This is a genomic window from Buttiauxella cochleicola (assembly GCF_021282405.1).
GTDB classification, from domain to species: domain Bacteria; phylum Pseudomonadota; class Gammaproteobacteria; order Enterobacterales; family Enterobacteriaceae; genus Buttiauxella; species Buttiauxella massiliensis.
In genome coordinates this window covers 22,336-46,039 of sequence record NZ_JAJSOU010000013.1, presented here as the reverse complement: position 1 = coordinate 46,039, position 23,704 = coordinate 22,336, and the positions used below count along the sequence as shown (strand labels likewise).

Here is a 23,704-nt window from a genome sequence, read left to right as displayed (position 1 = left end):
TACACTTTGGGAGTGAAGACTATGCACCGTCGTACATTTGTTAAAGCTTTTGCGCTTTCTGCGTCCGTTATCAGCATGGGTCTGGCGTTTAGCGCTCAGGCCGCCGACACCATCAAAGTGGGCATCATGCACTCGCTGTCCGGCACGATGGCGATTTCTGAAACGCCGCTCAAAGATGTGGCGCTGATGACCATTGCTGACATTAACGCCAAAGGCGGCGTGCTCGGTAAACAGCTCGAACCGGTGGTGGTTGACCCGGCCTCCAACTGGCCGCTGTTCGCTGAAAAAGCACGCCAGTTACTGAGCCAGGACAAAGCGGCGGTGGTGTTCGGCTGTTGGACATCGGTATCGCGCAAGTCTGTGTTGCCGGTATTTGAAGAGCTGAACGGGCTGCTGTTCTACCCTGTGCAGTACGAAGGTGAAGAGATGTCGCCAAACGTGTTCTACACGGGCGCTGCACCTAACCAGCAGGCAATTCCAGCGGTGGAATACCTTATGAGCGAGGATGGTGGGGCGGCGAAACGCTACTTCCTGTTGGGCACCGATTACGTTTATCCGCGCACCACCAACAAGATTCTGCGCGCGTTCCTGCATTCCAAAGGCGTGCAGGATAAAGACATCGAAGAAGTTTATACCCCGTTTGGCTATAGCGATTACCAGACCATTGTTTCCAACATTAAGAAATTCTCCGCAGGCGGCAAAACCGCGGTTATCTCCACCATTAACGGCGACTCCAACGTACCGTTCTACAAAGAACTCGCCAACCAGGGCCTGAAAGCCACCGATGTGCCGGTAGTGGCGTTCTCGGTCGGTGAGGAAGAGTTGCGCGGTATCGACACCAAACCGTTGGTCGGCAACCTGGCGGCGTGGAACTACTTCGAATCCGTGGATAACCCAACCAACAAGGCGTTTGTCGCCGAATGGAAGGCCTACGCCAAAGCCCATAAATTGCCGAACGCCGACACGGTAGTGACCAACGACCCGATGGAAGCGACATATGTCGGCATTCATATGTGGGCGCAGGCGGTGGAGAAAGCCGGAACCACGGATGTCGACAAAGTACGCGCGGCGATGGCGGGGCAAACCTACAAAGCGCCATCTGGTTTTACGCTCACTATGGACGCCACCAACCACCATCTGCATAAGCCGGTGATGATTGGTGAAATCGAAGGCAACGGGCAGTTCAACGTAGTGTGGCAGACCGATGCACCGGTACGCGCACAGCCGTGGAGTCCGTTCATTGCTGGCAACGACAAGAAGTCTGACGAGCCGGTGAAAATGGCGAGCAACTAAAGTAAAACCCGCGTCGGATGACGCTACGGCTTACCCGAGTTTGTAGGGGATAAGCGCAGCGTCATCCACCAAAAATTCCAGGAGACGCCCATGAAATATGTACGCTGGCTGTTAATCATGGCCTGGCTGCTGCCGTGTTTCGCCCAGGCCGGAGATGCCGAAGATTTTGCCGCGGCGAACCGCACGCAACAGGCGAAACTGCTGCAAACCTGGGCGGCGGCACCGGATGCAAAACGCTTACCGTTACTCAACGCTCTGGCGCAAGAAAATCTGGTGATTAATGATAAAAAAGTGCGCCTGACTAATCGGTTACGCGTTCTTGTAGGCAGTGCGCTTGCCAGCCATCAATTGTTGAGTGACAACGTCACTCAACGTTTGCAGTCAGCGATAGTTTTACAACGCGAGGCGCAACCAGACCAGCTTCCCTTGTTGGAACAGCGGCTCAAAATCGAGACTGACGACAATGTTCGCACCGCTCTTGAAGGCGCGATTGCCCAACTTCAGCTGGCCAGCACTGATGCCAAAGTGCGCTTAAATGCGGTCGAACTCCTGAGCCATTCTGCCGATCCCGATACGCAAGCATTGCTCAAACCGCTGACTGACGCACAGACCGAACCCGATGCGCAGGTTCGCAAAGCCGCCAGTGAAGGACTGCAAAAAATTCAGCATCGTTTAATGCTCGGCGACATTCTCGGTCAGGCGTTTATGGGGATTTCGTTAGGTTCTATTTTGCTGTTGGCTGCACTCGGGCTTGCGATTACCTACGGTTTGCTGGGCGTGATTAATATGGCGCACGGCGAAATGCTGATGTTGGGAGCTTACTCCGCATGGCTGGTGCAAAGCGTCTTTCAGCACTACGCCCCGGCATGGCTGACGTTTTACCCGATTGTCGCGTTGCCCGTCGCGTTTGCGATTACTGCCGGAATCGGTATGGCGCTGGAACGCACGGTGATTCGCCATTTGTACGGTCGCCCACTGGAAACACTGCTTGCGACATGGGGCATCAGCCTGATGCTGATTCAGATTGTGCGCATGGTGTTTGGTGCGCAAAACATGGAAGTCGCCAACCCTGCGTGGCTGTCTGGTGGCGTACAAGTGCTGCCGAACCTGATTTTGCCGTGGAACCGCCTGGTAGTAATTGGCTTTGTGATGCTGGTTTTGCTGTTTACCTGGCTGCTGCTGAACAAAACTCGTCTTGGCATGAATGTGCGAGCCGTGACCCAAAACCGTGCTATGGCGGCCTGTTGCGGCGTGCCAACCGGGCGCGTGGATATGCTAGCGTTTGGGCTGGGTTCAGGCATAGCGGGCCTTGGCGGCGTAGCGCTGTCGCAGCTTGGCAATGTAGGCCCTGAACTGGGACAAGGCTACATTATCGACTCCTTCCTGGTGGTGGTACTCGGCGGTGTAGGGCAACTGGCGGGAACCGTGGCTGCGGCATTCGGGCTGGGTATCTTCAATAAAATACTGGAACCGCAAATTGGCGCGGTGCTGGGTAAAATCCTCATCCTTGTGCTGATTATTCTGTTTATTCAAAAACGCCCGCAAGGCCTGTTCGCCCTGAAAGGGAGGGTTATTGACTGATGAGCCAACCGCTAACGTTAACACTCACCCGCAAAGCTCCGCGCATCTCAATGGTGCTGGGGGCGCTGATTGTGGTGCTGATGCTGACATTGCCGTTTCTGACGCTGTTGCCAGCCAGTCATCCACTGAGTCTTTCAACTTACACGCTGACCCTGGTCGGTAAAATCCTCTGTTATGCCACCGTTGCGGTTGCACTGGATTTGGTATGGGGCTATGCCGGACTGTTGTCTCTTGGGCACGGCATTTTCTTTGCCCTTGGCGGCTACGCGATGGGAATGTATCTGATGCGCCAGGCCGCAGGCGACGGGCTACCCGCGTTTATGTCGTTCCTTTCCTGGGAGCAACTGCCGTGGTTCTGGTGGGGCACTCAGCATTTTGCCTGGGCGTTGGCACTGATTGTGCTGGTGCCGGGGCTGCTCGCGTTGGTGTTTGGTTTTTTTGCCTTCCGCTCAAAAATCAAAGGCGTCTATTTCTCGATTATGACCCAGGCGCTGACCTACGCCGGAATGCTGCTGTTCTTTCGTAATGAAACCGGCTTTGGCGGCAATAACGGCTTCACCGGTTTCACCACTATTTTAGGCATGCCGATTACCGCCACGGGCACGCGCATCGGGTTGTTTATCGCCACGGTGTTATTGTTGCTGGCGAGCCTCGGAATCGGTTTTGCACTCGCACGCAGCAAGTTTGGGCGGGTATTAACGGCGGTGCGCGATGCGGAAAATCGCCTGGTGTTCTGCGGCTACGATCCGAAAGGTTTCAAACTGCTGGTATGGACGTTATCTGCGGTACTTTGCGGGCTGGCGGGGGCGTTGTATGTGCCACAGGTTGGCATCATCAACCCTGGTGAAATGTCGCCAACCAACTCTATCGAAGCGGCTATCTGGGTGGCACTCGGCGGGCGCGGGACGTTGATCGGCCCGATCCTCGGTGCGGGTCTAGTCAATGGTGCAAAAAGCTATTTCACCATGGCGGTGCCGGAATACTGGCAGCTGTTCCTTGGGCTGATTTTTATCGTCGTTACCCTGTTTTTACCGCGCGGTGTAATTGGCTTGCTGCGTAAGGGAGAAAAATAATGCAACCAGGTGAACCGCTGTTTACTCGACAGTACGAGGCTGACCGATTCCGCGATCAAACCGATCCGGTGCTGATGCTGGAAAACATTAATGTCAGTTTTGACGGCTTCAAAGCGCTGACGGATTTGTCGCTCAATATTGGCGTTGGCGAATTACGTTGTGTGATAGGCCCGAATGGTGCCGGTAAAACGACATTGATGGATGTGATTACCGGGAAAACCAAACCGCAAAGCGGGCGGGCTTTTTACGACCAATCGACCGATTTGCTGCATTTAGAACCGGCTGATATCGCTCAACGCGGCATCGGACGTAAATTCCAGAAGCCGACGGTGTTTGAAGCGCTGACGGTGTTTGAAAACCTGGAGATTGCGCAGAAAACCGATAAGTCGGTGTGGGCGAGCCTGCGGGCGAAACTCAACTCTGAACAGCGGGATCGCATTGACGAAATGCTGGCGACTTTGCGCCTTGGGGCGGAACGCCATCGCAAAGCCGGGCTGCTTTCCCACGGGCAAAAACAGTTTCTCGAAATCGGCATGCTACTGGTGCAGGAACCGCATTTGCTGCTGCTTGATGAACCCGCAGCAGGCATGACGGATGCCGAAACCGAGTATACCGCCGAGCTGTTTCGCGGGCTGGCGGGTAAGCATTCGTTGATGGTGGTGGAACATGACATGGGCTTTGTGGAAACCATTGCCGATCACGTTACGGTATTGCATCAGGGCCAGGTGCTGGCGGAAGGTTCGCTACGTGAAGTGCAGGCCAACGAGCAGGTGATTGAAGTGTATTTGGGGAGATGAAATGTTACAGGTCAACGATCTAAACCAATACTATGGCGGCAGCCATATTCTGCGTGGTGTCTCCTTTGAGGCCAAAATCGGCGAAGTCACCTGCCTGCTGGGGCGCAATGGCGTGGGAAAAAGTACGCTATTGAAATGCCTGATGGGGCTGATCCCGGCAAAATCCGGCAGCGTAAACTGGCAGCAGAACAACATCACCAGCCGCAAGCCGCACCAGCGTGTGCAGGCGGGAATTGCCTATGTGCCGCAAGGGCGCGAAATATTCCCGCGTCTGACGGTGGAGGAAAACCTGCTGATGGGGCTTTCACGCTTTGCAGGGCGAGATGCAAAGCAGGTACCTGAAGAAATTTACCAGCTTTTCCCTGTGCTTAAAGAGATGAAACAACGGCGCGGTGGCGATCTCTCTGGTGGACAACAGCAGCAGCTGGCAATAGGTCGTGCGCTGGCATGTAAACCACAATTATTGATTCTGGACGAACCAACAGAGGGGATTCAGCCATCGGTAATTAAGGAGATCGGTCAGGTTATTGGCAGCCTTGCCGCTAAAGGTGATATGGCTATTTTGCTGGTGGAACAGTTTTATGATTTTGCCGCACAGCTTGCCGATAACTATTTGGTGATGTCGCGCGGTTCGATTATCCAGCGTGGCAAGGGTACCGATATGGAAACCGATGGGGTCAGGGGGCTGGTGGCAATTTAGATATTATGGTCTGGTTTACCACAAAATTTATGGCTCTGTTTGTTATGCCATAACTTGTTTATATTCAGGTAACTTATCGTTATTGCGCCCGTGGAGGCCTGAATTGACTATAAATGAACATCAACAACCGGTTGGCCATGCACTTCCGGATTGGCAGCCTTGCCCGCGACCACAGCGTGTAGTGCTGGAAGGGCGTTATTGCCGCCTTGAACCGCTGGCACCTTCTCATACCGCTTCACTTTGGGCTGCGTGGAGTACTGCAAAAGACAACAGCGGCTGGACGTATTTGAGTGTTGGTCCCTTTGTGGGCCTTCAGCAATTTGCCGATTTCATAGAGAGCGCGACGCAAAGCCACGATCCCATACATTACGCAGTGGTTGATACCCAAAGCGGCGATGCGCTGGGCACTCTGTCTCTAATGCGCATTGACCCGGCAAATGGTGTGATAGAAGTCGGTTTCGTTATGTACTCCCCATTATTACAGCGCACTGTTCAGGCAACCGAAGCTCATTACCTGTTAATGAAGTACGCCTTTGAGCTGGGTTACCGTCGTTATGAGTGGAAGTGTGACAGCCTGAATGGCCCATCGCGCCATGCGGCTATTCGCCTTGGTTTCCGTTATGAAGGGCTGTTCCGCCAGGCGGTAGTGTACAAACAGCGCACTCGAGATACTGCGTGGTTTTCAATTCTCGATAGCGAATGGCCGCAAATTCAGCAGGCTTTTGAAGGGTGGCTGAGTTTTGAAAATATGGCTGGCGGCGTGCAGAAGCAGGGGCTGGCCCAGATCCGTGCAAGTCTGATGAGCAATCGTCCAATCCAGGCCAAACATGCGGTTCAGGTGCGCGCTCTGGTTCAAAGCGATTACACACAGTGGGTTGCGTTATGGCAGGGGTACCTGACATTTTACAACTCGCAAATAAGTGACGCTGTCACTAAATTGACATGGCAGCGAATGCTTGATGTCGCCGAGCCGATGTATGCGCTCGGCGCATTTGATGAGCAGGGTAAAATGGTTGGTATTGTGCATATGGTTTATCACCGTGGCACCTGGTCGGCCGAGGATCATTGCTATCTTGAAGATCTGTTTACCGCACCTGATTCGCGTGGCAAAGGGGTTGGCCGGGCACTGATTGAAGGTGTTTATCAGCATGCGCAATCAAAAGGTTGCGGGCGAGTGTATTGGCATACCCATGAAACCAATGCGGCAGGCCAGGCGTTATACGACAAGTTGGCGGATAAGCCTGGGTTTATTCAGTATCGCAAAAATTTATAGCCAGCTATTTCGGGTGGATTCGCGAAGCGACATCCACCATTTAATTGAGAACCAACTGCGGTTTCACCGCCATTCCTTTCACAATCATCAGATAGGCCAGTGCAATCGCCACCATCAATGCTACGAATAACATCGATGGTGGGAACCAGGTCAGCATCAAGCCGGTGAACAGCGGGGTACATGCACCGCCTAACCAACCCAACTGCTGCGCCGAGAAATAACTCGCTTTAAGTCCTTCAGGTGCAATGTTATCAACCAGCATGTATTCACCTGGCGCAAATATTAGCTCACCCAATGTAAACACTGCCGCAGAGACTCCCCATAACAGCAGGTTATCGCCTGAGATCATAAAACCTGCCAGACCCACCATGAAAAACAGCGTACCGTAGCCCATCAACTTTTTGATGTTGTCCGGGCGAATGCGTTTGCCGACCATATACTGGAAAACTACCACCACAAAAGCATTCACCGGCAGTACCACACCCACCACTTTTTGTGCCAAATCTGAATCAGAGATCGCAATCGCGTATTGAGATAAACATGCAGCAAAAGAGCCAAACACCAGCGAACCAAGAAATGCGGACAAGGTGAAATACATCAATGCCTTGTCTTTAAGCATCTGCCGCGGGGAAAGTACCGCCCCATCGGTAGAACGCGAAGGGGCAACCGGCACGCTATGCACATAGCGGCTAATCACGATAAACGGGATTATTGCGGTTAGACCTGAGAGCCAGAATGGCAGGTTGGTGCTGTAGAGCACCGCCAGGGTGCCGATTGGTGGGCCAACCGTCCAGCCGATATTGGCGCAGGTGTAATTAAGCGAGAAGATTTTCGGCTTTTGGTGAATTTCTAACGTGTCAGAAAAGTACCCTTTCAGCACCGTAGCAAATACTGAATACGCGCAGTTTATGAGTGAATAGAACACCACCACCAGAACGGCGCTATTCACCAGCGGAATAGCGATAAAGCCGCCGAGGAAAATCACTATCGACAACAGCATGTATATTTTCTTGTCGAATTTATCCGCGAGAATGCCAAACCATAGGCTAAACACCACACCCGCCGTAAGCGCGATGGTCAACGCCATACCAATTTCGCTTAACGGCATACCGTACTGCCGGGATAGATAAATGGTCATAAATGGCAGTGTCAGACCACGCCCTACGGTGAGTAGTAGCGAAGAGAGCAGTAAAACGCTGATGGAGAGTTGCTTACCAGAAAAACGAGCTGCTAAAGAAACCATTTTGTTGTGTGTTTTTAGTATGTTCACGAAGATGTATTTCAGATTTAGCATGAAGAATCGGCAAAGTATAGATGGCGTTTATCATGGAATGCTTTCTGTGCTTATGCTTAAAAGTGCGATCTGTATCTGTTTTCAGATTGGATATAGCCTTAGATTTTAACAAAATTGCAATAAACCGAGGGCAAGGTATGACGCGTAAAGATGGGCTACTGGCGATGCTGGTAGTTGTAGTGTGGGGACTTAATTTTGTAGTCATTAAAATGGGACTACATAATATGCCGCCGCTGTTACTGGCTGGTCTGCGCTTTCTGCTGGTTGCCTTCCCCGCATTGCTGTTTGTCGCGCGCCCTAAAATTCCCTTTCGTCTGCTTGCCGCTTACGGGCTGACTATCAGTTTTGGGCAGTTTGCATTTCTGTTTAGCGCAATCAAGTTTGGTATGCCCGCCGGACTGGCTTCACTGGTACTTCAGGCGCAGGCATTTTTCACCATTATCCTTGGTGCGTTTGTGTTTCAGGAACGCCTGCAAGGTAAACAGCTGGCGGGAATAACGCTTGCGGTGATCGGGGTGCTGGTGTTGATTGAGGGCAGTCTCGGTGGGCAGCATGTTGCCTTGCTCGGTTTTATGTTGACGTTGGCAGCGGCGCTTAGTTGGGCATGTGGGAATATCTTTAATAAAAAAATCATGCAACTTGAGTCTCGTCCACCGATTATGTCTTTGGTGGTGTGGAGCGCATTAATCCCGGTGCTGCCCTTCTTTGCCGCCAGTTACCTGCTGGATGGCCCAAACGTGATGTGGCAAAGCCTTATTGCCATTGATATGACGACGATTTTGTCGCTGGTATATCTGGCCTTCGTGGCGACGATTGTTGGTTACGGCATTTGGGGAAGTTTGTTGGGTCGCTATGAAACCTGGCGAGTTGCGCCATTGTCGTTGCTGGTGCCAGTGGTGGGGATGGCGAGTGCCGCGTGGTTACTGGATGAAACACTGTCGTTCACGCAGTTGGCAGGGGCGTTACTGATTATGGGGGGCTTGTATATTAACGTCTTTGGCTTGCGGATTAGACGGGCGATAGTCAGTTAATTTCATCTGGCGGGCTAACATAAGTGCGCCCGCCAGATGCGGAAATTAGCGCGTACTTTCGTGGTAGTAAGGCGTACCCAACAACTCTGATTTATCACCAATCGTATCGCGGGAACTGCAATTGGTATTGTTGTCAGAAGGAGGGAGAATCATCCCGCCGTGATTGCTTTGGGTGGCGTTAAAACTGCCGGGCTGCTCCGCCAGAGCGTTAGCGGAAGCCAGAATCAGTACCAGGCTTACAGCGCCGATAAAACGTTTCATAAATCCTCGGTGTCTGTTTTAACCAGACGGTTGCATAGCGTTTGTTAATTTTTTAATGATTTAGCGGGTGAATAAACTTTCCTTCGCCACCTGAACACGCAACGCGGTATCTGTGAGGTGGCACAGAGAAGTAATTCTTGAACGTGCGGGTGAGTGTCTGTTGTGACTCAAACCCATAACGCTCTGCTAAATAGAGAATCGGCTCGTTGCTCTCTTTAAGCATGAGGGCGATCTCGGTCAATTTGCGATTGCGGATGTATTGGCCTAATGAATGACCAGTCTCTTTTTTAAACATCCTTTGCAGGTGCCACTTCGAGTAGCCAGAACGCTGTGAAACCTTCTCAAGTGACAGAGGGTTTTCCAGATTCTCTTCTATCCAGTCCAAAATGCTTTGAATTGTTATGGCATCATTGTTCCGTCTGGACATCGTTTCACCTCTTTTCAGGTTTTACGGTAATACTTTTGTCAGCAGTTGATAAAGTGTGTTCACTTCGTCATCTGTCAGGTTTTTAGTTAGCTCTTGATGCAGGTTTTGCCCTACAAGCTGATGGCATTTTTCGCACAACGTTTTCCCTTCAGGAGTCAGTCGTACTAGCACACCGCGTTTGTCGTTTGGGTTGGGCAAGCGTTCAATCCATCCTTTGGATAGTAGGCGATCTAACATGCGCGTGAGCGCACCGAGGTCTACCGACAACGCTTTCTTCAATTCCACCGGTTGCAAACACCCTTCGCAATAAATGCTGCAAAGCACCTTAAATTGCGTAGCGGTGATATCGAGAGGGGAAAGGTGATCGTTTAGCAGGCGGTCCTTATGCTGGTTAACCATATGGATAAGGCGCCCCAAAGGAATGACTTCATTAAACAGATCGTTGGTGCTTTTCACTATGATTGCCCAGGCAAGTATATTTAATCACGGCAGATATTATTGCTCAGGCAACCATAAGTCAACGTGATGATTCTGCGATGACACGAATAGCTAAAACGGTACAGTTTTTAACATTGATACAAATCCGATAACGTAAACGCAGAAGGTTGGCTGCTATACTCAGCGGCGCAGTAAATCACCTTAATTAAGGACTAAAGATGATGGAATTGGTTAAGGCCATAGGGTTTGGGTTAGTGGTGCTACTGCCGCTGGCTAACCCATTGACCACAGTGGCATTGTTCCTCGGCCTTGCCGGAGATATGAACAAAAAAGCGCGTGATAAAACCGCGTTGATGGCGTCAGTCAACGTCTTCATCATCATGATGGTTGCGTATTACGCTGGGCAAGTTGTGATGAATACGTTCGGTATTTCGATACCGGGTCTGCGTATTGCGGGTGGCTTGATTGTTGCGTTTATTGGCTTCAGGATGCTATTCCCGCAACAAAAGGCACATGAGTCCCCCGAGGCGCACACCAAGGCTGAGGAACTGGAACAAGAGCCGGATACCAATATCGCGTTTGTGCCGCTTGCGATGCCAAGCACTGCGGGCCCTGGTACCATTGCGATGATTATCAGTTCATCGTCAACGATTGAACACGGCGTCAATTTCTCTAATTGGGTTGTGTTGGTGGCGCCACCGATAATCTTTGCGCTGGTGGGCGTGATCTTATGGGGTAGTTTGCGCAGCTCTGGCGCGATTATGCGTCTGGTCGGCAAAAGCGGTATTGAGGCAATTTCCCGTCTGATGGGCTTCTTGCTAGTTTGTATGGGTGTGCAATTTATTATTAACGGTGTGCTGGAAATTATTACCCACTTCCCAGCGAAGTAAGTTTGATAAGGGCCGCGGTATCAGACCGTAGCCCTTAACTCACTTAGTGGCTTTGTTGCTCTTCAAGCGATACGGGCCAGCGACGGAATATCAACACCGACCAGATAAGCGCTGCCAGGGCTGGAACCGCACCGACCAACCCGATACTCGACATATCAAAATGCAGGCTGACCTGGTTTCCAACCAACGCGCCCGCACCAATCCCAAGATTAAAAATCCCTGAGAAAAGCGCCATTGAGACGTCTGTTGCATCCGGGGCCAGCGCGAGTACTTTTACCTGCATACCCAGCGTAATAATCATAATAGCGATGCCCCAGAACAGGCTTAATATAGTCAGGTTCACTGTGCTTTGTGCCGCGGGCAAGAGCAATGCAAGGCAAAGAACTAACAAGCCGATTGAGCCGCTAACCAGCATAGATGAATGGCGGTTGCCCAACTTTCCAAACATCACGCTACCAATAATCCCGGCACCACCAAGAACCAGCAACAGGAAGGTGGCTACGTTGGCGCTAAGGCCTGCCACGGTTTGTACAAATGGCTCGATGTAGCTATAGGCGGTGTAATGCGCGGTTACGACTACTGCTACCAGAACATACAGACTCATTAACGCCGGACGTTTGAACAGCAGTGGCAAACTTTTCAGTGAGCCAGAATGTTCGCTTGGTAATTTAGGCAGCAGCTTGATAACACAAAATAGGGTCAGGGCGGCTATCACGCCGATGGCGAAGAAGGTGGTGCGCCAGCCGAAATACTGGCCGACTACGCGCCCAAGCGGCAAACCTAAAACCATCGCCAGCGCAGTGCCGGTTGCAATCAAGCTCAGCGCCTGAGCTTTTTTACCCGCAGGTGCCATACGAATGGCCAGAGATGCGGTTATCGACCAGAAAATAGCGTGAGCAAATGCGATACCAATGCGGCTTATTACCAGCACGGTGAAGTTCCAGGCCACGAAAGAGAGCACATGGCTTGCGATAAACAAGGTAAAGATGCCAATCAGCAGCCGTTTACGCTCAACCTGGCTGGTCAATAACATAAATGGCAGGGACATCAGCGCAACGACCCATGCGTAGATAGTCAGCATGATCCCGACTTCTGCAGTTTGCATACCAAAACTACTGGCGATATCGGAAAGCAAACCGACGGGAACAAATTCGGTGGTATTAAAAATGAAGGCCGCAACCGCCAGTGTTACGACGCGTAACCATGCCGTTTTGCGTGAGACATTACTTATTGTCATAGATTGGTTTCGCGCTGATAAATGAACTGTTAGGAGAGGCGGTGATCATAAAACCATCGATCCAGCCATACAACCAATTTTGTGATTTAAGTCTCATTTAATTGTGCTGTTAATCCTGCCTCTCATGGCATGGTATGTAACTGGGATAGGTGGTGGAGAAAACGCGATGCAGCAAATTGATTTTTATATGGTAGATGCCTTTACCGATACCACTTTTGGTGGAAACGCAGCGGCGGTGTGTCCACTTACGGATTGGCTGCCTGATGAAACCCTGCTGGCAATGGCTCGCCAGCATAACCAGTCAGAAACAGCTTTTTTTATTACTACAGATGATGGCTTTGAATTGCGCTGGTTCACCACGCAGGGGGAAATTAATCTCTGTGGCCACGCAACGCTTGCAACGGCGCATGTGATTTTTGAATATCTCAATTACCCTGAGGCCACAATCCACTTTACTACCCGTTTCGTTGGCCCACTGACGGTTACCCGTAATGGTGACTGGTTAACGTTGGATTTCCCGGCAACCAGCAGCGAGCCTGTTGAGCCGCCACAATTACTGCTCGATTGTCTGGGGATTAGTGATTACCAGGAAGTCAGGCTTGGGCGCACTTATACCGTTCTGCTCGAGAATCAACGGCAGGTTGAAGCGGTAAATCCTGATATTCAATTGATGCTCAAGCTCAACCAAAAGGTCTGCATCACGGCACCTGCCGAAATTGAAGGTTACGATTTTGTCAGCCGTTTCTTCTCACCTGCTGCGGCAATTACCGAAGATCCGGTTACCGGGTCAACTCACACCATGTTGATTCCTTACTGGGCGCAACGGTTAGGCAAAACACAGATGTTGGCTCGTCAGGTTTCCAGCCGTGGTGGTGATTTGCGCTGTCAACTCGTTGGCGACAGAGTGCTTATAGCGGGTAAAGCTGCAACTTATTTGATTGGGAAAGTATTTCTGCGCAGTTGAGTTGTTTTCACTTGAAACAACGGGATGAATTACATCGGCTGGAAAGCGCTGCTGCGCGTTTTCATCTGCCTGCCGTGGCGGTGGTCTGATATAATGGCGGGCGTAAAATACCCGCCAATCAGGAGTTTGCAGTGCCAGGTCTGTTAGATAATCAATTGCTGGAAGATATTCTCACGCAGGTTCGGCCATTAATTGGTCGCGGTAAAGTGGCGGATTACATTCCTGCACTGGCGGAAATTCCAGGAGATAAGCTAGGTATTGCAGTTTGCACCGTAGAAGGTGAGGTATTTAGCGCAGGGGATGCAACTGAGCGCTTCTCCATTCAGTCGATCTCTAAAGTACTGAGTCTGGCGTTGGCAATGGCGCGCTATGACGAGCACGAAATCTGGCAACGCGTGGGTAAAGAGCCATCAGGGCAACCATTCAATTCCTTACTCCAGTTGGAGCTTGAACAAGGTAAACCCCGTAATCCGTTTATTAATGCCGGCGCGTTAGTGGTATGCGATATGTTGCAAACTCGTTTGAGTGCGCCGAGGCAACGTATGCTGGAAGTGGTGCGTGTGCTTGCGGAGCAACCTGACCTGGCTTATGACTCACGCGTAGCGAAATCTGAGTTTGAACATTCGGCCCGTAATGCGGCGATTGCCTGGCTTATGAAATCATTCGGCAATTTCGATAACGACGTGATTACCGTTCTGCAAAATTACTTCCACTACTGCGCGTTGAAAATGAGCTGTACTGAATTGGCGAAAACCTTCCTGTTTTTGGCAAACCAGGGGCGCGCATTGCATCTTGATGATCCTGTTATTACGGCTCAACAAGCGCGGCAGATTAATGCATTGATGGTCACCAGCGGAATGTATGATGGTGCCGGTGAGTTTGCCTATCGTGTCGGGATGCCAGGTAAGTCGGGTGTCGGCGGGGGAATCATTGCCGTTGTGCCCCACGAGATGTCGATTGCTGTCTGGTGCCCGGAATTGGATGCTTCGGGGAACTCGCTTGCGGGAACGGCAGCGCTTGAGATTCTGGCGCAGCGAATTGGCCGCTCAATTTTCTAAGACTTTCGTAAGGCAGGCATATTAGAGCCTGATGAATCAGGCTTATAAGTTTTATCTCGTTGGTCGCAGGTCGTACCAGATAAAATATGCTAAGCTAAAATTCATTTTTTGCACTCATCTCGTTGTATTATTTTATTAAGCAGTGCATGCATAAATATGAGTTAATACAGCATGTCTAATCAAAATAAATTTATGATCTTTTCGCCTGAAAAACGGCTGGCTAACGCCATCAATATATTTGTTATTACTACATTGTTTTACTTCTTTGGGGCTTCACTTCGCCTGATTGATGAGCTTTCTCTGTTCTGGCCGCTGAATGCCGTGCTGGCTGCCGTGTTTGTGCGCAACCCGTTCCTGAATCGCCCTGTATATTATTTCCTCTGTTATAGCGCGATGGTGGTTTACGACGCCTTTACCACGCATTGGGGTTGGCAATCAGCGATAATAAATCTCTCCAATATGGTGTTTATTATCATTGTAGCCCTGCTATTACTCCGTTATTCCCGGGATGAAGATGAAAATAATTGGGCAATTAATGCCTTTAAACTTTTCTATTTTTGCCTTATTGGTTCGGTGCTCAGTTCTTTATTAGGATCTTTGGGCTCCCTTGGTCCTTCATCAGACTATCGTCAGTTTGTCCCACTGTATGCTGATTGGTTTAGTGAGCAATTCTCTACCGGCGTCCTGATGATGCCATTTTTGCTTATGGCTAAATGGCCGCAGTGGGGCAAGATGCCCGCTTTTCATTTTTCGAAACTGTACCCATTGCTGGGCGTTATCATTTCGGTGATTGCCTCAGTGGTAATTGGTGGTTCAGGGAGTCTGGCGTTCCCGTTGCCAGCCCTTATCTGGTGTGCAATCCGCTACCCATTGCCGATGACTGCGTTGGTTACGTTTTTAACCGGCGCTATCGAGATTGTTCTGGTCGCCAACTCAATAGTGGTGATTCACGATAGCCATCCGCTGGTGGTAAATGAAATGTTCTCTGCACGTCTGGGGATTGCCACTATGGCGGTTTGCCCGCTGATCGTGTCGGTCAGCGTAGATGCCATTAACCGCCTGATTAAACAGACCTCGCTGCGTGCCGATTATGACTATCTTACCGGTGTGCATTCTCGTTCAGGCCTTTATGAAGCACTGAAAATTACCGCGCCGTTAATGCATACACCCGGGCAAAAATTGTCTGTGATGCTGTTGGATATCGATTATTTCAAACGTATCAATGACAACTATGGTCATGAATGTGGTGATGTCGTGTTAAGCGCTTTTGCCGGGCAATTAAGAAAGGCGGTGGGTGATAAAGGGCTGGTGGCACGTCTTGGCGGCGAGGAGTTTGTGGTGGCTTGTAGCACCGATTCCGAAGATGAGGGGTATAAGATTGCGGAGAAAATTCGCCAGAGCATAGAACTCACAGCGTTTCGTTATCAGCAACAAACATTATTTATTACCGTCAGTATTGGCCTTGCTGTTGCAACACCTAAAAATGAGCCGCTGCTTGATGTGTTTAACTCGCTGTTGGCGGAGGCAGATAAATACCTCTATTTATCCAAGCGCAATGGCCGCAATCAAACAAGCACCGCCACCTTTAAAGAACTGGCTATCAATAGTTAGTCGCAGATAGAGAGTTGTTCTACCAAAAATGGGTGTAAAAATAATTGGTATAACAACTCTAACTTGATCAAAACGGGGTTTCACTTCGTTGAGTTCTGGTAATTTGGACAGGATTTTTATGGTCGCTCATCCTGTACACACCAAGGAACAACATAGTGAAAACACTTAATCGTCAAGACTTCCCTGGCGCCCAATACCCTGAACGTATTATCCAGTTTGGTGAAGGCAACTTCCTGCGTGCTTTCATCGACTGGCAAGTCGATCTTCTTAATGAACACACGGACTTAGACGCGGGCGTTGTTATCGTACGTCCTATCGACAGCGCATTCCCGCCGTCGTTATCTACCCAGGATGGGCTATATACTACGGTTATCCGTGGTCTGAACGAGCAGGGCGAAGCGGTAAGTGACTCGCGTCTGATTCGCTCCGTTACCCGTGAAATCAACGTCTATCAAGAATATGAAACGTACCTGAAACTGGCACATAACCCAGACATGCGTTTCGTGTTCTCTAACACCACCGAAGCGGGTATTAGCTACCATGCAGGCGATAAGTTTGAAGATGCGCCAGCGGTAAGCTACCCGGCTAAGCTGACCCGTTTGCTGTTCGAACGCTTTACTCACTTCAACGGTGCTGCGGATAAAGGTTGGGTTATCATTCCTTGCGAATTGATCGATTACAACGGTGACGCACTGCAAGAACTGGTTCTGCGTTATGCACAAGAGTGGGAGCTGCCTGCAGCATTCATCCAATGGTTGAACGACGCTAACACATTCTGTTCTACGCTGGTGGACCGTATCGTTACGGGTTATCCGCGTGACGAAGCTGCCGATATTGAAAAATCTTTGGGCTACAAAGATAGCTTCCTGGCTGCTGCTGAGCACTTCTACCTGTTTGTTATTCAGGGGCCTGCGTCACTCGCGCAAGAGCTGCGTCTGGATAAATATCCGCTGAACGTGCTGATCGTTGATGACATCAAACCTTATAAAGAACGTAAGGTTGCGATCCTGAATGGTGCTCACACTGCGTTAGTTCCGGTTGCTTATCTGGCTGGTTTGAACACCGTTGGTGAGTCTATGAACGATGCCGAAGTTTGTGGCTTCGTAGAAAAGACCATCGCTGAAGAAATCATCCCGGTACTGGATCTGCCACGTGATGAATTACAGTCATTCGCACAAGCGGTAACCAGCCGTTTCCAGAACCCATATATTCAGCACCAACTGCTGTCTATCGCGCTGAACGGCATGACCAAGTTCCGTACCCGTATTCTGCCGCAATTGCTGGCAGGCCAGCAGGCGAACGGTACTTTACCTGCGCGTCTGACTTTCGCACTGGCAGCACTGATTGCCTTCTATAAAGGCGAGCGTAACAACGAAAGCTATCCGTTACAGGATGACGAGCATTGGTTGGTGCGTTATCAGCAACTGTGGACTTCACTTGGCGACAAACAGATCACCGAGCAGCAGTTGGTTGAAGCGGTACTGTGCGATAGCGATCATTGGGGCCAGGATTTGACTCAGGTTCCAGGTCTGGTTGCTAAAGTTAGCGAAGATTTGCAGGTTATTCTGACTCAGGGTATGCGTACCGCAGTAGCTCGTTACTGCTAAGTGCCAAACCGGTAGAAAACCTTGATATAGTGCCTCCAGGCTTAGCTTAGAGGCACTTTTTTTATGCACAATTCTGCACTCTGGTTCCGGCAATTTGGCCAACCAGAACACGTCATTACTCTTGAGCAGGCAGAACTTACTCCGCGTCCTTGCGCAATGCTGCGCGTACAAATGCGTTATGCCCCCGTCAATCCTTCAGACCTTATCCCGATAACTGGTGCTTATCGTCATCGTGTGATGCCGCCGCGAATAGTGGGCTACGAAGGTGTTGGTGTAGTTATCGATGCGGATAATCCCGAGTGGATTGGTAAACGCGTTTTACCGTTACGCGGTGACGGTACCTGGCAACAATGGGTTGATTGCCCACAGCAATGGGCTGTACCTGTCCCTGATAACATTCCCGATCTATTGGCTGCCCGAGGATATATCAACCCGCTTGCGGCATTCATGATGCTTAAACAATGGCCGGTGCGAGGGAGGCGCGTGTTACTAACCGCGGCAAACTCCTCCTGCGCGGTATTGCTTGCTCAGTGGGCCACTATTCAGGGCGCGACAGAAGTTGTTGGTGTGTGCCGTAAAGAAGATCAAAAAGCTATGTTGCTTCAGGACGGCATTAGGCCGCTTATCATGGATGATCATGAAGCGCTGCGGATTATTGCACAGCAGGCCGATGTGGTTTTCGATGCGGTGGGCGGGAGCCTTGCGACTTTGCTGCTATCTCATCTTCAGGCCGAAGCAGATTTTGTTTCCTACGGCCTGTTGAGTGGTGAACCCTATCAAGCCAAAAGTTACGCAACAAGACCTCAGAGATTTCATCTGCGCGATACCCTGGCTGTGACTGACTCAAGAGAATGGCAGCAGTGGTTCGTCGAGCTTTGGCCGCTACTTGCGAACAGCCAGTTACCCGATGTTAAGCTATTTCCATTGGCGAAGTGGCGCGATGCATTACGGGAATTTGCTGTTTCAGGGCGACGTTGCAAGCCAGTTTTGGCGATGTAACGTGACAACGTCACCCTTGGGTGGTTACTTATCGCCGCCCATGATCGTTTTCATGGTTTCTTCATCAGGCAGGCCCTGATGTTGTTGCAGACGCCCATCTTTATTGAGGTAATAAATAGAAGGAGTGGCCGTGCCGCCGAGTTCATCCATTAACGCCAGGTTATCTTCCAGCGCTTTCGTGATTTCAGGTTTGATGGTTGTCGGGATTTTTAGTGCCAATTTCCCTTTGCTACTCTCATATTCCGCCAGTGTTTTAGCCGGATCGTCAGCCATCATGATTGCTGCGGCTTTTTGCCCACTGTCCGGTCGTAACATCCCAACCATTAAGACACGCAACTGTACCTTTCCTGAATTCAGCCAGGGTTGCGCATTTTGCCAAAATTGAGTGCAGTACGGGCAGTAAGGATCGGCAAACGCATAGACAATTTGCGGGGCATCTGCTTTTCCTGCTGCTATCCAGTGGTTTTTCTCAAGTTTCTGCCACATCTCTTTGGCCATGGGCGCATAAACCCATTTCTCGACTTGCGCATCGCTGAGGTTTTTCCCGCTGGCATCAACCAGATTGCCCATAATTGCATGCTGTTTATCCGGGGTCAGAAACACGGTTGTGCCTTGCCCCTGGAATTGCATCACGTAGCCTGCCAGGTCGCCAGGGCCTTTAAATTCACCTTTTAGTTCAAATCCTTGCTGCTGTAAGGCGGTAATTGGGGCAGGGAGTTTAGCCTCAGTTGCCAGCGCAGAAGTGCTGGTGAGCAGGGCAAGCGACAGGGTCCATACTGCATGTTTCATTACGTATTCCTTATCATTCTCTTGATGAATGTATGCCCGGGTAGGCTACATGTCGTACGCTTGTAAGGAAAGTTCTCGTTTAGAAAGATGAGGCCGCGTTATTTTGTTATCTTATGCGCAATTATTTAGATCTACTGGACGCATTATGACCCACTCATCAAAAGACCCTCTGCACGGCGTGACGCTTGAAGCTATTGTGAATGCGTTAGTTGCACATTTCGGCTGGGAAAAACTGGCAAAACTTATCAATATCAATTGTTTCAAGAGCGACCCAAGCGTGAAGTCCAGCCTCAAATTTTTGCGCCGCACGCCATGGGCGCGTAAAGAAGTCGAAGATCTGTATATCGATATGGTAGAGACAACAAACGAGGCGCCGCAAGGCCTTCCAGCTGATAGCCCGTGGGCCAACTGGCAAAGCAAGAAAGACCAGGAGTAGCAACCAATAGCGGGGTGAAGTGATGAGTGATTGTCTGGCAAAAATGGGGGCTGCCCGTGTTCGTCGAACGTCATTCCATGGTATCGAATGCATTGAAAAAAGCCCGAGCAGTACAGTCGAGTTTCAATTCTATCAATATGTTGCTCCGTCATTTCGCTCCGCAGGTATCGCTATACCCGAGTTGTTAGCTTGCGATGCCGAAACCCAGACATTAACCCTGGAATATATTCCCCACGCTATGAGTCAACATGCGTTAGCGGAACGCCGCGACGTGTTGACGACTATTACGCGTATTCATCAATACCCCGTCGATAAGCATTGGGCCTTTAAACACCACCATTGGCTGCAGAACAAAACTGCAAGCGCGCTTGAGCTGCTGAAGCTACCGAATGAGTCTGTTGCGATTGTTCTCGATATTGAAAAATATGGCGCATGCCTGTTTAGCCCGCAATCGCTTATCTCTGGTGATACCAATGCAGGGAATTGGGGAATAAGAGATCAGGGAGAAGTGGTGTTATATGACTGGGAGCGATTCAGTACCGGCAGCCCGGCAATTGACCTCGCCCCTTAATTAAAGGGATGGGAAACATCTCTGATTACATTCATATCGCAAAACGATATCAAGAAGTTTTACCATCCACTGATGCCGCAGCGCTGGCTCAGGAGATTGCTATCTGCAAACTATGGATAGTCACCGAAGTCCTCTATATTCTTTCTCGCAACCATAAGGCTGATCTCAGCAAATATATCGATTGGTATCGCAGACATTTGCCAACATGGCTAACTCAGCTACGGCAATTCTTAGGATAGGCCGTCGCCGTAGTGATGCTTAGTATTTAGCTGACGCGGCGTAGCAGAATCACCAGGACAAACACTCCGCCGACACCGGCGGTGATAATCCCAATTGGCAGTTCCTGAGGGGCTGCGAGTGTTCTACTAAGAATGTCACCGGCAGAGAGCAGGATTGCGCCCATTATACCCACCAGTGGTAATAATCTTCGGTGACGCACTCCGGCAAAGGGACGCGCCAGATGCGGTACCATCAACCCAACAAAACCAATCACACCGGTTAGCGAAACCAGGATTGCAGTGGCCATAGAACAGCAGAGGAAAACCTCGGTTCGTAAGCGATTGACGTTAATACCCAGTGACCAGGCGGTTTGCTCTCCAGCCAACAGGGCATCGAGGGCTCGCCAGCGTCGTGAGATAAGCACAATGAGAATGACCAGTGCGGTAGCGGCAAATCCGAGATTTTCCCAGCGTGCATAACCTAAACCGCCAAGCGCCCAAAACAGTGCATTGCTGGCAGCCCGCTGATCGCCGGAAAAAATCAAGAAGTTGGTCAACGCCCCAAATAAAAATGACACCGCCAGCCCGCATATAATCAGCTTTTCAGTTCCTTTATGTGATTGCGACATAAAGATAATCATCACGGCCGCGGCAGACAGCATCCCTCCGACAAATGCGGCTATGGGTAATGTCCACGAACCCAGACTGTCGCCAAGACGGGTTATCACCAGCACCACGCCTGCAGAAGCACCAGAAGAGAGGCCGAATAAAAAGGGATCGGCTAAATCGTTGCGCGTGGTGGTTTGTAGCAAGGAACCGACCAGAGCCAACCCGGCACCGGCAATCATGCCCAGTATCGTGCGTGGTAGCCGTAATTCGAGCACGATGCTTTTTATCATCGGATCGACCTCACCATGCACCAGGCCGAGGGAGGTCAACACTTGTGAAAATGAGAGTGGCACGCTGCCATTCGCAACACTTGCCAGAACGAGCCCCGCAAGCAAAAGCGGGGCGACTATCCATACCAGCAAAAAACGCTTGTTTACGAACATTAGTTAAATGCTGCCGGATAAAATGCGCGGGCAAGTTTAGTAATCGCGGTGATATTGGCAGGGCCTGGTGTCAGTTCCTGATACTTCAGTTTCAGATAGCGATGATGAAGCACCGCTGGCGTATTCTTCATCAGCGGATGTTGTTCCAGGAAACGCCGTAATCCATCAGCGCCACCGTTATAGTCAGACTGATAGTCCATAAGAATAATAAACTCAGGCTCCGCGGCAGCAACACTTTCCCAGTTGGTCGCGGCCCAGCTTTTATCCATCGTGTCCATGACGTTTTTACCGCCAGCAGCTTCGATAATTGCCGTTGGCATGGCATACGCACCGCTGGTGAAAGGCTTATCTTCGCCTGAGTCGTAGAGGAAAACGCGCACTGGTTTATGCCCGGCAGTCTTTTGGGTTAAGTTCGCAACCTCCCTTTTCCAACTATCGACCAATTTCACGGCATCTTCTTCTTTGCCAAAGACTTTCCCCAGGCGCAGCATATCGCCATATAGCAGCTCCATACTGGCGCGTGGGCGATGGCTATTAACGTGGATACAACTTTCACTCAGGATCAGCGTCTTGATGTTAAATTTTGCCAGTGCCTGAGGCGTGACATCACCACGTAAACCGTAATTCCAGCCTGCGAAGAACAGGTCGGGCTTTGCCGCCAGTAACGTTTCCATCGAAGGGTATTTGGGTGCAATCTCCGGGATAGAACCCTGCAAACGAGTAAATGCCGGGATATTTTTGTACCAACCAGAAATGCCACTGACGCCTACGATTTTTGGTTGTAGATGTAGAGCGAAGGCCATTTCAGACATATTGATGTCATGAACGACCATGCGCTTAGGTGCCTCGGTAAACGTCATTGGTTTACCACAGTTATCGACGGTGACCGGGAAGCCAGAGGCACCCGCGCCGCCAGAAATCACGGTCAGTAACGCCGCCAGAATTGATTTTTTCACACATACTCCTGATTCACTATTGCCGCAAGTGACTGACCTTGCAGACATGAATAGCGGGGACAGGGTGTCCAGAATGGAACCTCACCTGAGCACACTTCCCGGATAGCGACGTGCGCTAAAACGGTAGAACCGAAAGCGAAACTCTCGCTTCCTGATAAACCGCCGCACCATACAGGAATTGATGGGGTGAATAGGTCTGGTCAGATCAAACAATGCTTAGTTATTTGTATTTCAATCAAATTGTGATGGCAGGGCTTCGAAGATGCGCAGTGTTTTGCCATTGTTGGGATGTGTAACATGCAGGCTCTGCATACCGAATATCTTTGCAAGCCAGGGGGAGTCCAGAACCTGCGCCGGCGTACCTCGGCAAATCAGTTGCCCCTGGTTCATCATCAGAACCTGGTCAGAGAAAGGTTGAATCAATTCAAGATCATGCAACACCGCAATGGTGGTGATGTTTTTGTGTCTGACGAGGCTGAGCAACTGATGACGGGCGAGTGGGTCGAGATGATTGGTCGGTTCGTCCAACAACAGCAAAGCCGGTTGTTGTGCCAGAACACGGGCTAAACCTGCTCGTTGGCGCTCACCACCGGATAATTTCCCCAAAGAAACCTGTTGTAAATGCGTGATACCAACATCATCAATCGCTTCAGTAATGGCCTTTTCATGTTCGACATTTGGATATTCGGCCTGCCAGGGAATGCGCCCCAATGCCACATATTCCCGGACTGTTAGACGTAAATCTGCATTATCATGTTGGGTCAGTAGCGCGACGGAGCGCGCGCGTTCAATGGGTTTCATGCTGCTTAACGCTTTACCCCGAATCACAATCTCGCCGCGGGCGGGTAGCAGTTCGCTGATGATAAGCCGTAACACAGTCGATTTCCCGCTACCATTTGGCCCTATTATCGAAACAAACTCACCGGGATAAATATCAAATGACACCGCATTCACCTGGGGTGTTTTACCGGCAAAGAAGTGGGTTAGGTCACGAACAGATAGCAGGCTTTCAGGCGCGTTCATTGGCAATGTCATTAGCTGAAAATGGCGCTTAGGATAGCAGCCATGTTTAGCCTGGCAAGCAGTAAGGATCGATAATCAGTTGCCAATGTCTTCGCTATATAATTTAATATATATCGAATTTACTC

General features: G+C 50.4%; 24 protein-coding genes. 15 read left to right on the top strand and 9 right to left on the bottom strand.

Annotated features, from left to right (window positions below; genetic code table 11):
* Positions 1-21 precede the first annotated feature (21 nt).
* From urtA to LVQ79_RS17025, 6 genes are all read left to right on the top strand, one after another.
* Complete coding sequence (urtA, locus tag LVQ79_RS17050) at positions 22-1,293, top strand: urea ABC transporter substrate-binding protein (protein ID WP_232865837.1); 1,272 nt, start codon at positions 22-24, stop codon at positions 1,291-1,293.
* A 90-nt stretch (positions 1,294-1,383) separates the two neighbouring features.
* A complete protein-coding gene (gene urtB, locus LVQ79_RS17045; protein WP_232865836.1) occupies positions 1,384-2,874 on the top strand; it encodes an urea ABC transporter permease subunit UrtB in 1,491 nt (496 codons plus the stop codon).
* Positions 2,874-3,947, top strand: a complete 1,074-nt coding sequence (gene urtC / locus LVQ79_RS17040) for an urea ABC transporter permease subunit UrtC (protein ID WP_232865835.1) — start codon at positions 2,874-2,876, stop codon at positions 3,945-3,947. The genes urtB and urtC overlap by 1 nt, the downstream gene beginning before the upstream one ends.
* Positions 3,947-4,744 (top strand): urea ABC transporter ATP-binding protein UrtD, encoded by a 798-nt coding sequence (urtD, locus tag LVQ79_RS17035; RefSeq protein WP_232865834.1) that lies wholly within the window; start codon positions 3,947-3,949, stop codon positions 4,742-4,744. The genes urtC and urtD overlap by 1 nt, the downstream gene beginning before the upstream one ends.
* A 1-nt stretch (position 4,745) precedes the next feature.
* A complete protein-coding gene (gene urtE, locus LVQ79_RS17030) occupies positions 4,746-5,444 on the top strand; it encodes an urea ABC transporter ATP-binding subunit UrtE (RefSeq protein WP_064518788.1) in 699 nt (232 codons plus the stop codon).
* 103 nt (positions 5,445-5,547) lie between these two features.
* Positions 5,548-6,717, top strand: a complete 1,170-nt coding sequence (locus tag LVQ79_RS17025; protein WP_232865833.1) for a GNAT family N-acetyltransferase — start codon at positions 5,548-5,550, stop codon at positions 6,715-6,717.
* Positions 6,718-6,757: 40 nt separating this feature from the next.
* Here the strand turns inward: LVQ79_RS17025 and ydeE are convergent, their stop codons facing one another.
* Positions 6,758-7,960, bottom strand: a complete 1,203-nt coding sequence (gene ydeE / locus LVQ79_RS17020) for an efflux MFS transporter YdeE (RefSeq protein ID WP_232865900.1) — start codon at positions 7,958-7,960, stop codon at positions 6,758-6,760.
* 188 nt (positions 7,961-8,148) lie between these two features.
* Here ydeE and eamA point away from each other — a divergent pair, with 188 nt between their 5' ends.
* On the top strand, positions 8,149-9,042 hold the full coding sequence (gene eamA / locus LVQ79_RS17015; protein WP_232865832.1) for an O-acetylserine/cysteine exporter: 894 nt from the start codon (positions 8,149-8,151) through the stop codon (positions 9,040-9,042).
* 45 nt (positions 9,043-9,087) lie between these two features.
* Here eamA and marB read toward each other — a convergent pair whose 3' ends face one another.
* The 3 genes from marB to marR are packed head-to-tail and all read right to left on the bottom strand — an operon-like array spanning position 9,088 to position 10,186.
* A complete protein-coding gene (marB, locus tag LVQ79_RS17010) occupies positions 9,088-9,303 on the bottom strand; it encodes a multiple antibiotic resistance regulatory protein MarB (protein WP_034455622.1) in 216 nt (71 codons plus the stop codon).
* 52 nt (positions 9,304-9,355) lie between these two features.
* The gene (gene marA / locus LVQ79_RS17005; RefSeq protein ID WP_064518792.1) at positions 9,356-9,730 is read right to left on the bottom strand and encodes an MDR efflux pump AcrAB transcriptional activator MarA; all 375 of its coding nucleotides are present in this window, start codon (positions 9,728-9,730) and stop codon (positions 9,356-9,358) included.
* 21 nt (positions 9,731-9,751) lie between these two features.
* Positions 9,752-10,186, bottom strand: a complete 435-nt coding sequence (gene marR / locus LVQ79_RS17000; protein WP_064518793.1) for a multiple antibiotic resistance transcriptional regulator MarR — start codon at positions 10,184-10,186, stop codon at positions 9,752-9,754.
* A gap of 200 nt (positions 10,187-10,386) precedes the next feature.
* On the opposite strand from marR, the gene LVQ79_RS16995 reads away from it, so the two are divergent.
* Positions 10,387-11,058, top strand: a complete 672-nt coding sequence (locus LVQ79_RS16995) for a MarC family NAAT transporter (protein ID WP_232865831.1) — start codon at positions 10,387-10,389, stop codon at positions 11,056-11,058.
* 43 nt (positions 11,059-11,101) lie between these two features.
* Here LVQ79_RS16995 and LVQ79_RS16990 read toward each other — a convergent pair whose 3' ends face one another.
* Entirely contained in the window at positions 11,102-12,295 is a 1,194-nt protein-coding gene (locus LVQ79_RS16990; protein ID WP_064518830.1) for a sugar transporter, read from the bottom strand.
* A gap of 166 nt (positions 12,296-12,461) precedes the next feature.
* Here LVQ79_RS16990 and LVQ79_RS16985 point away from each other — a divergent pair, with 166 nt between their 5' ends.
* The 5 genes from LVQ79_RS16985 to LVQ79_RS16965 all read left to right on the top strand — a co-directional run bounded on the left by LVQ79_RS16985 (position 12,462) and on the right by LVQ79_RS16965 (position 18,534).
* Positions 12,462-13,259 (top strand): PhzF family phenazine biosynthesis protein, encoded by a 798-nt coding sequence (locus LVQ79_RS16985; protein WP_232865830.1) that lies wholly within the window; start codon positions 12,462-12,464, stop codon positions 13,257-13,259.
* Between the two features lie 131 nt (positions 13,260-13,390).
* A complete protein-coding gene (gene glsB, locus LVQ79_RS16980; RefSeq protein ID WP_232865829.1) occupies positions 13,391-14,317 on the top strand; it encodes a glutaminase B in 927 nt (308 codons plus the stop codon).
* A 171-nt stretch (positions 14,318-14,488) separates the two neighbouring features.
* Entirely contained in the window at positions 14,489-15,928 is a 1,440-nt protein-coding gene (locus tag LVQ79_RS16975) for a GGDEF domain-containing protein (protein WP_232865828.1), read from the top strand.
* A 155-nt stretch (positions 15,929-16,083) separates the two neighbouring features.
* Positions 16,084-17,535, top strand: a complete 1,452-nt coding sequence (locus tag LVQ79_RS16970; protein ID WP_232865827.1) for a tagaturonate reductase — start codon at positions 16,084-16,086, stop codon at positions 17,533-17,535.
* Between the two features lie 63 nt (positions 17,536-17,598).
* Complete coding sequence (locus LVQ79_RS16965) at positions 17,599-18,534, top strand: zinc-dependent alcohol dehydrogenase family protein (protein ID WP_232865826.1); 936 nt, start codon at positions 17,599-17,601, stop codon at positions 18,532-18,534.
* Between the two features lie 24 nt (positions 18,535-18,558).
* On the opposite strand, the gene dsbG is transcribed toward LVQ79_RS16965, so the two are convergent.
* Positions 18,559-19,323 carry a thiol:disulfide interchange protein DsbG gene (dsbG, locus tag LVQ79_RS16960; protein ID WP_232865825.1) on the bottom strand — a complete coding sequence of 255 codons (765 nt, stop codon included), beginning with the start codon at positions 19,321-19,323 and terminating at the stop codon, positions 18,559-18,561.
* A 145-nt stretch (positions 19,324-19,468) separates the two neighbouring features.
* Between dsbG and LVQ79_RS16955 the strand changes: the two genes are divergently transcribed.
* Both LVQ79_RS16955 and LVQ79_RS16950 read left to right on the top strand, forming a co-directional pair.
* Positions 19,469-19,759, top strand: a complete 291-nt coding sequence (locus LVQ79_RS16955; RefSeq protein ID WP_232865824.1) for a VF530 family protein — start codon at positions 19,469-19,471, stop codon at positions 19,757-19,759.
* Between the two features lie 22 nt (positions 19,760-19,781).
* The gene (locus tag LVQ79_RS16950; RefSeq protein WP_232865823.1) at positions 19,782-20,330 is read left to right on the top strand and encodes a phosphotransferase; all 549 of its coding nucleotides are present in this window, start codon (positions 19,782-19,784) and stop codon (positions 20,328-20,330) included.
* Between the two features lie 265 nt (positions 20,331-20,595).
* Here LVQ79_RS16950 and LVQ79_RS16945 read toward each other — a convergent pair whose 3' ends face one another.
* The 3 genes from LVQ79_RS16945 to LVQ79_RS16935 form a co-directional block, all read right to left on the bottom strand.
* A complete protein-coding gene (locus LVQ79_RS16945; RefSeq protein ID WP_232865822.1) occupies positions 20,596-21,600 on the bottom strand; it encodes a FecCD family ABC transporter permease in 1,005 nt (334 codons plus the stop codon).
* Complete coding sequence (locus LVQ79_RS16940) at positions 21,600-22,556, bottom strand: ABC transporter substrate-binding protein (RefSeq protein WP_232865821.1); 957 nt, start codon at positions 22,554-22,556, stop codon at positions 21,600-21,602. The genes LVQ79_RS16945 and LVQ79_RS16940 overlap by 1 nt, the downstream gene beginning before the upstream one ends.
* A gap of 231 nt (positions 22,557-22,787) precedes the next feature.
* Complete coding sequence (locus LVQ79_RS16935) at positions 22,788-23,579, bottom strand: ABC transporter ATP-binding protein (RefSeq protein WP_232865820.1); 792 nt, start codon at positions 23,577-23,579, stop codon at positions 22,788-22,790.
* Between the last annotated feature and the right edge of the window lie 125 nt (positions 23,580-23,704).

Excerpts from the sequence above, each read along its gene's own strand:
- urtA (WP_232865837.1), top strand. The coding sequence starts at position 22 with ATGCACCGTCGTACATTTGTTAAAGCTTTTGCGCTTTCTGCGTCCGTT.
- urtB (WP_232865836.1), top strand. The coding sequence starts at position 1,384 with ATGAAATATGTACGCTGGCTGTTAATCATGGCCTGGCTGCTGCCGTGT.
- urtC (WP_232865835.1), top strand. The coding sequence starts at position 2,874 with ATGAGCCAACCGCTAACGTTAACACTCACCCGCAAAGCTCCGCGCATC.
- urtD (WP_232865834.1), top strand. The coding sequence starts at position 3,947 with ATGCAACCAGGTGAACCGCTGTTTACTCGACAGTACGAGGCTGACCGA.
- urtE (WP_064518788.1), top strand. The coding sequence starts at position 4,746 with ATGTTACAGGTCAACGATCTAAACCAATACTATGGCGGCAGCCATATT.
- ydeE (WP_232865900.1), bottom strand. The coding sequence starts at position 7,960 with ATGGTTTCTTTAGCAGCTCGTTTTTCTGGTAAGCAACTCTCCATCAGC.
- eamA (WP_232865832.1), top strand. The coding sequence starts at position 8,149 with ATGACGCGTAAAGATGGGCTACTGGCGATGCTGGTAGTTGTAGTGTGG.
- marB (WP_034455622.1), bottom strand. The coding sequence starts at position 9,303 with ATGAAACGTTTTATCGGCGCTGTAAGCCTGGTACTGATTCTGGCTTCC.
- marA (WP_064518792.1), bottom strand. The coding sequence starts at position 9,730 with ATGTCCAGACGGAACAATGATGCCATAACAATTCAAAGCATTTTGGAC.
- LVQ79_RS16995 (WP_232865831.1), top strand. The coding sequence starts at position 10,387 with ATGATGGAATTGGTTAAGGCCATAGGGTTTGGGTTAGTGGTGCTACTG.
- LVQ79_RS16990 (WP_064518830.1), bottom strand. The coding sequence starts at position 12,295 with ATGACAATAAGTAATGTCTCACGCAAAACGGCATGGTTACGCGTCGTA.
- LVQ79_RS16985 (WP_232865830.1), top strand. The coding sequence starts at position 12,462 with ATGCAGCAAATTGATTTTTATATGGTAGATGCCTTTACCGATACCACT.
- LVQ79_RS16975 (WP_232865828.1), top strand. The coding sequence starts at position 14,489 with ATGTCTAATCAAAATAAATTTATGATCTTTTCGCCTGAAAAACGGCTG.
- LVQ79_RS16965 (WP_232865826.1), top strand. The coding sequence starts at position 17,599 with ATGCACAATTCTGCACTCTGGTTCCGGCAATTTGGCCAACCAGAACAC.
- dsbG (WP_232865825.1), bottom strand. The coding sequence starts at position 19,323 with ATGAAACATGCAGTATGGACCCTGTCGCTTGCCCTGCTCACCAGCACT.
- LVQ79_RS16955 (WP_232865824.1), top strand. The coding sequence starts at position 19,469 with ATGACCCACTCATCAAAAGACCCTCTGCACGGCGTGACGCTTGAAGCT.
- LVQ79_RS16950 (WP_232865823.1), top strand. The coding sequence starts at position 19,782 with ATGAGTGATTGTCTGGCAAAAATGGGGGCTGCCCGTGTTCGTCGAACG.
- LVQ79_RS16945 (WP_232865822.1), bottom strand. The coding sequence starts at position 21,600 with ATGTTCGTAAACAAGCGTTTTTTGCTGGTATGGATAGTCGCCCCGCTT.
- LVQ79_RS16935 (WP_232865820.1), bottom strand. The coding sequence starts at position 23,579 with ATGAACGCGCCTGAAAGCCTGCTATCTGTTCGTGACCTAACCCACTTC.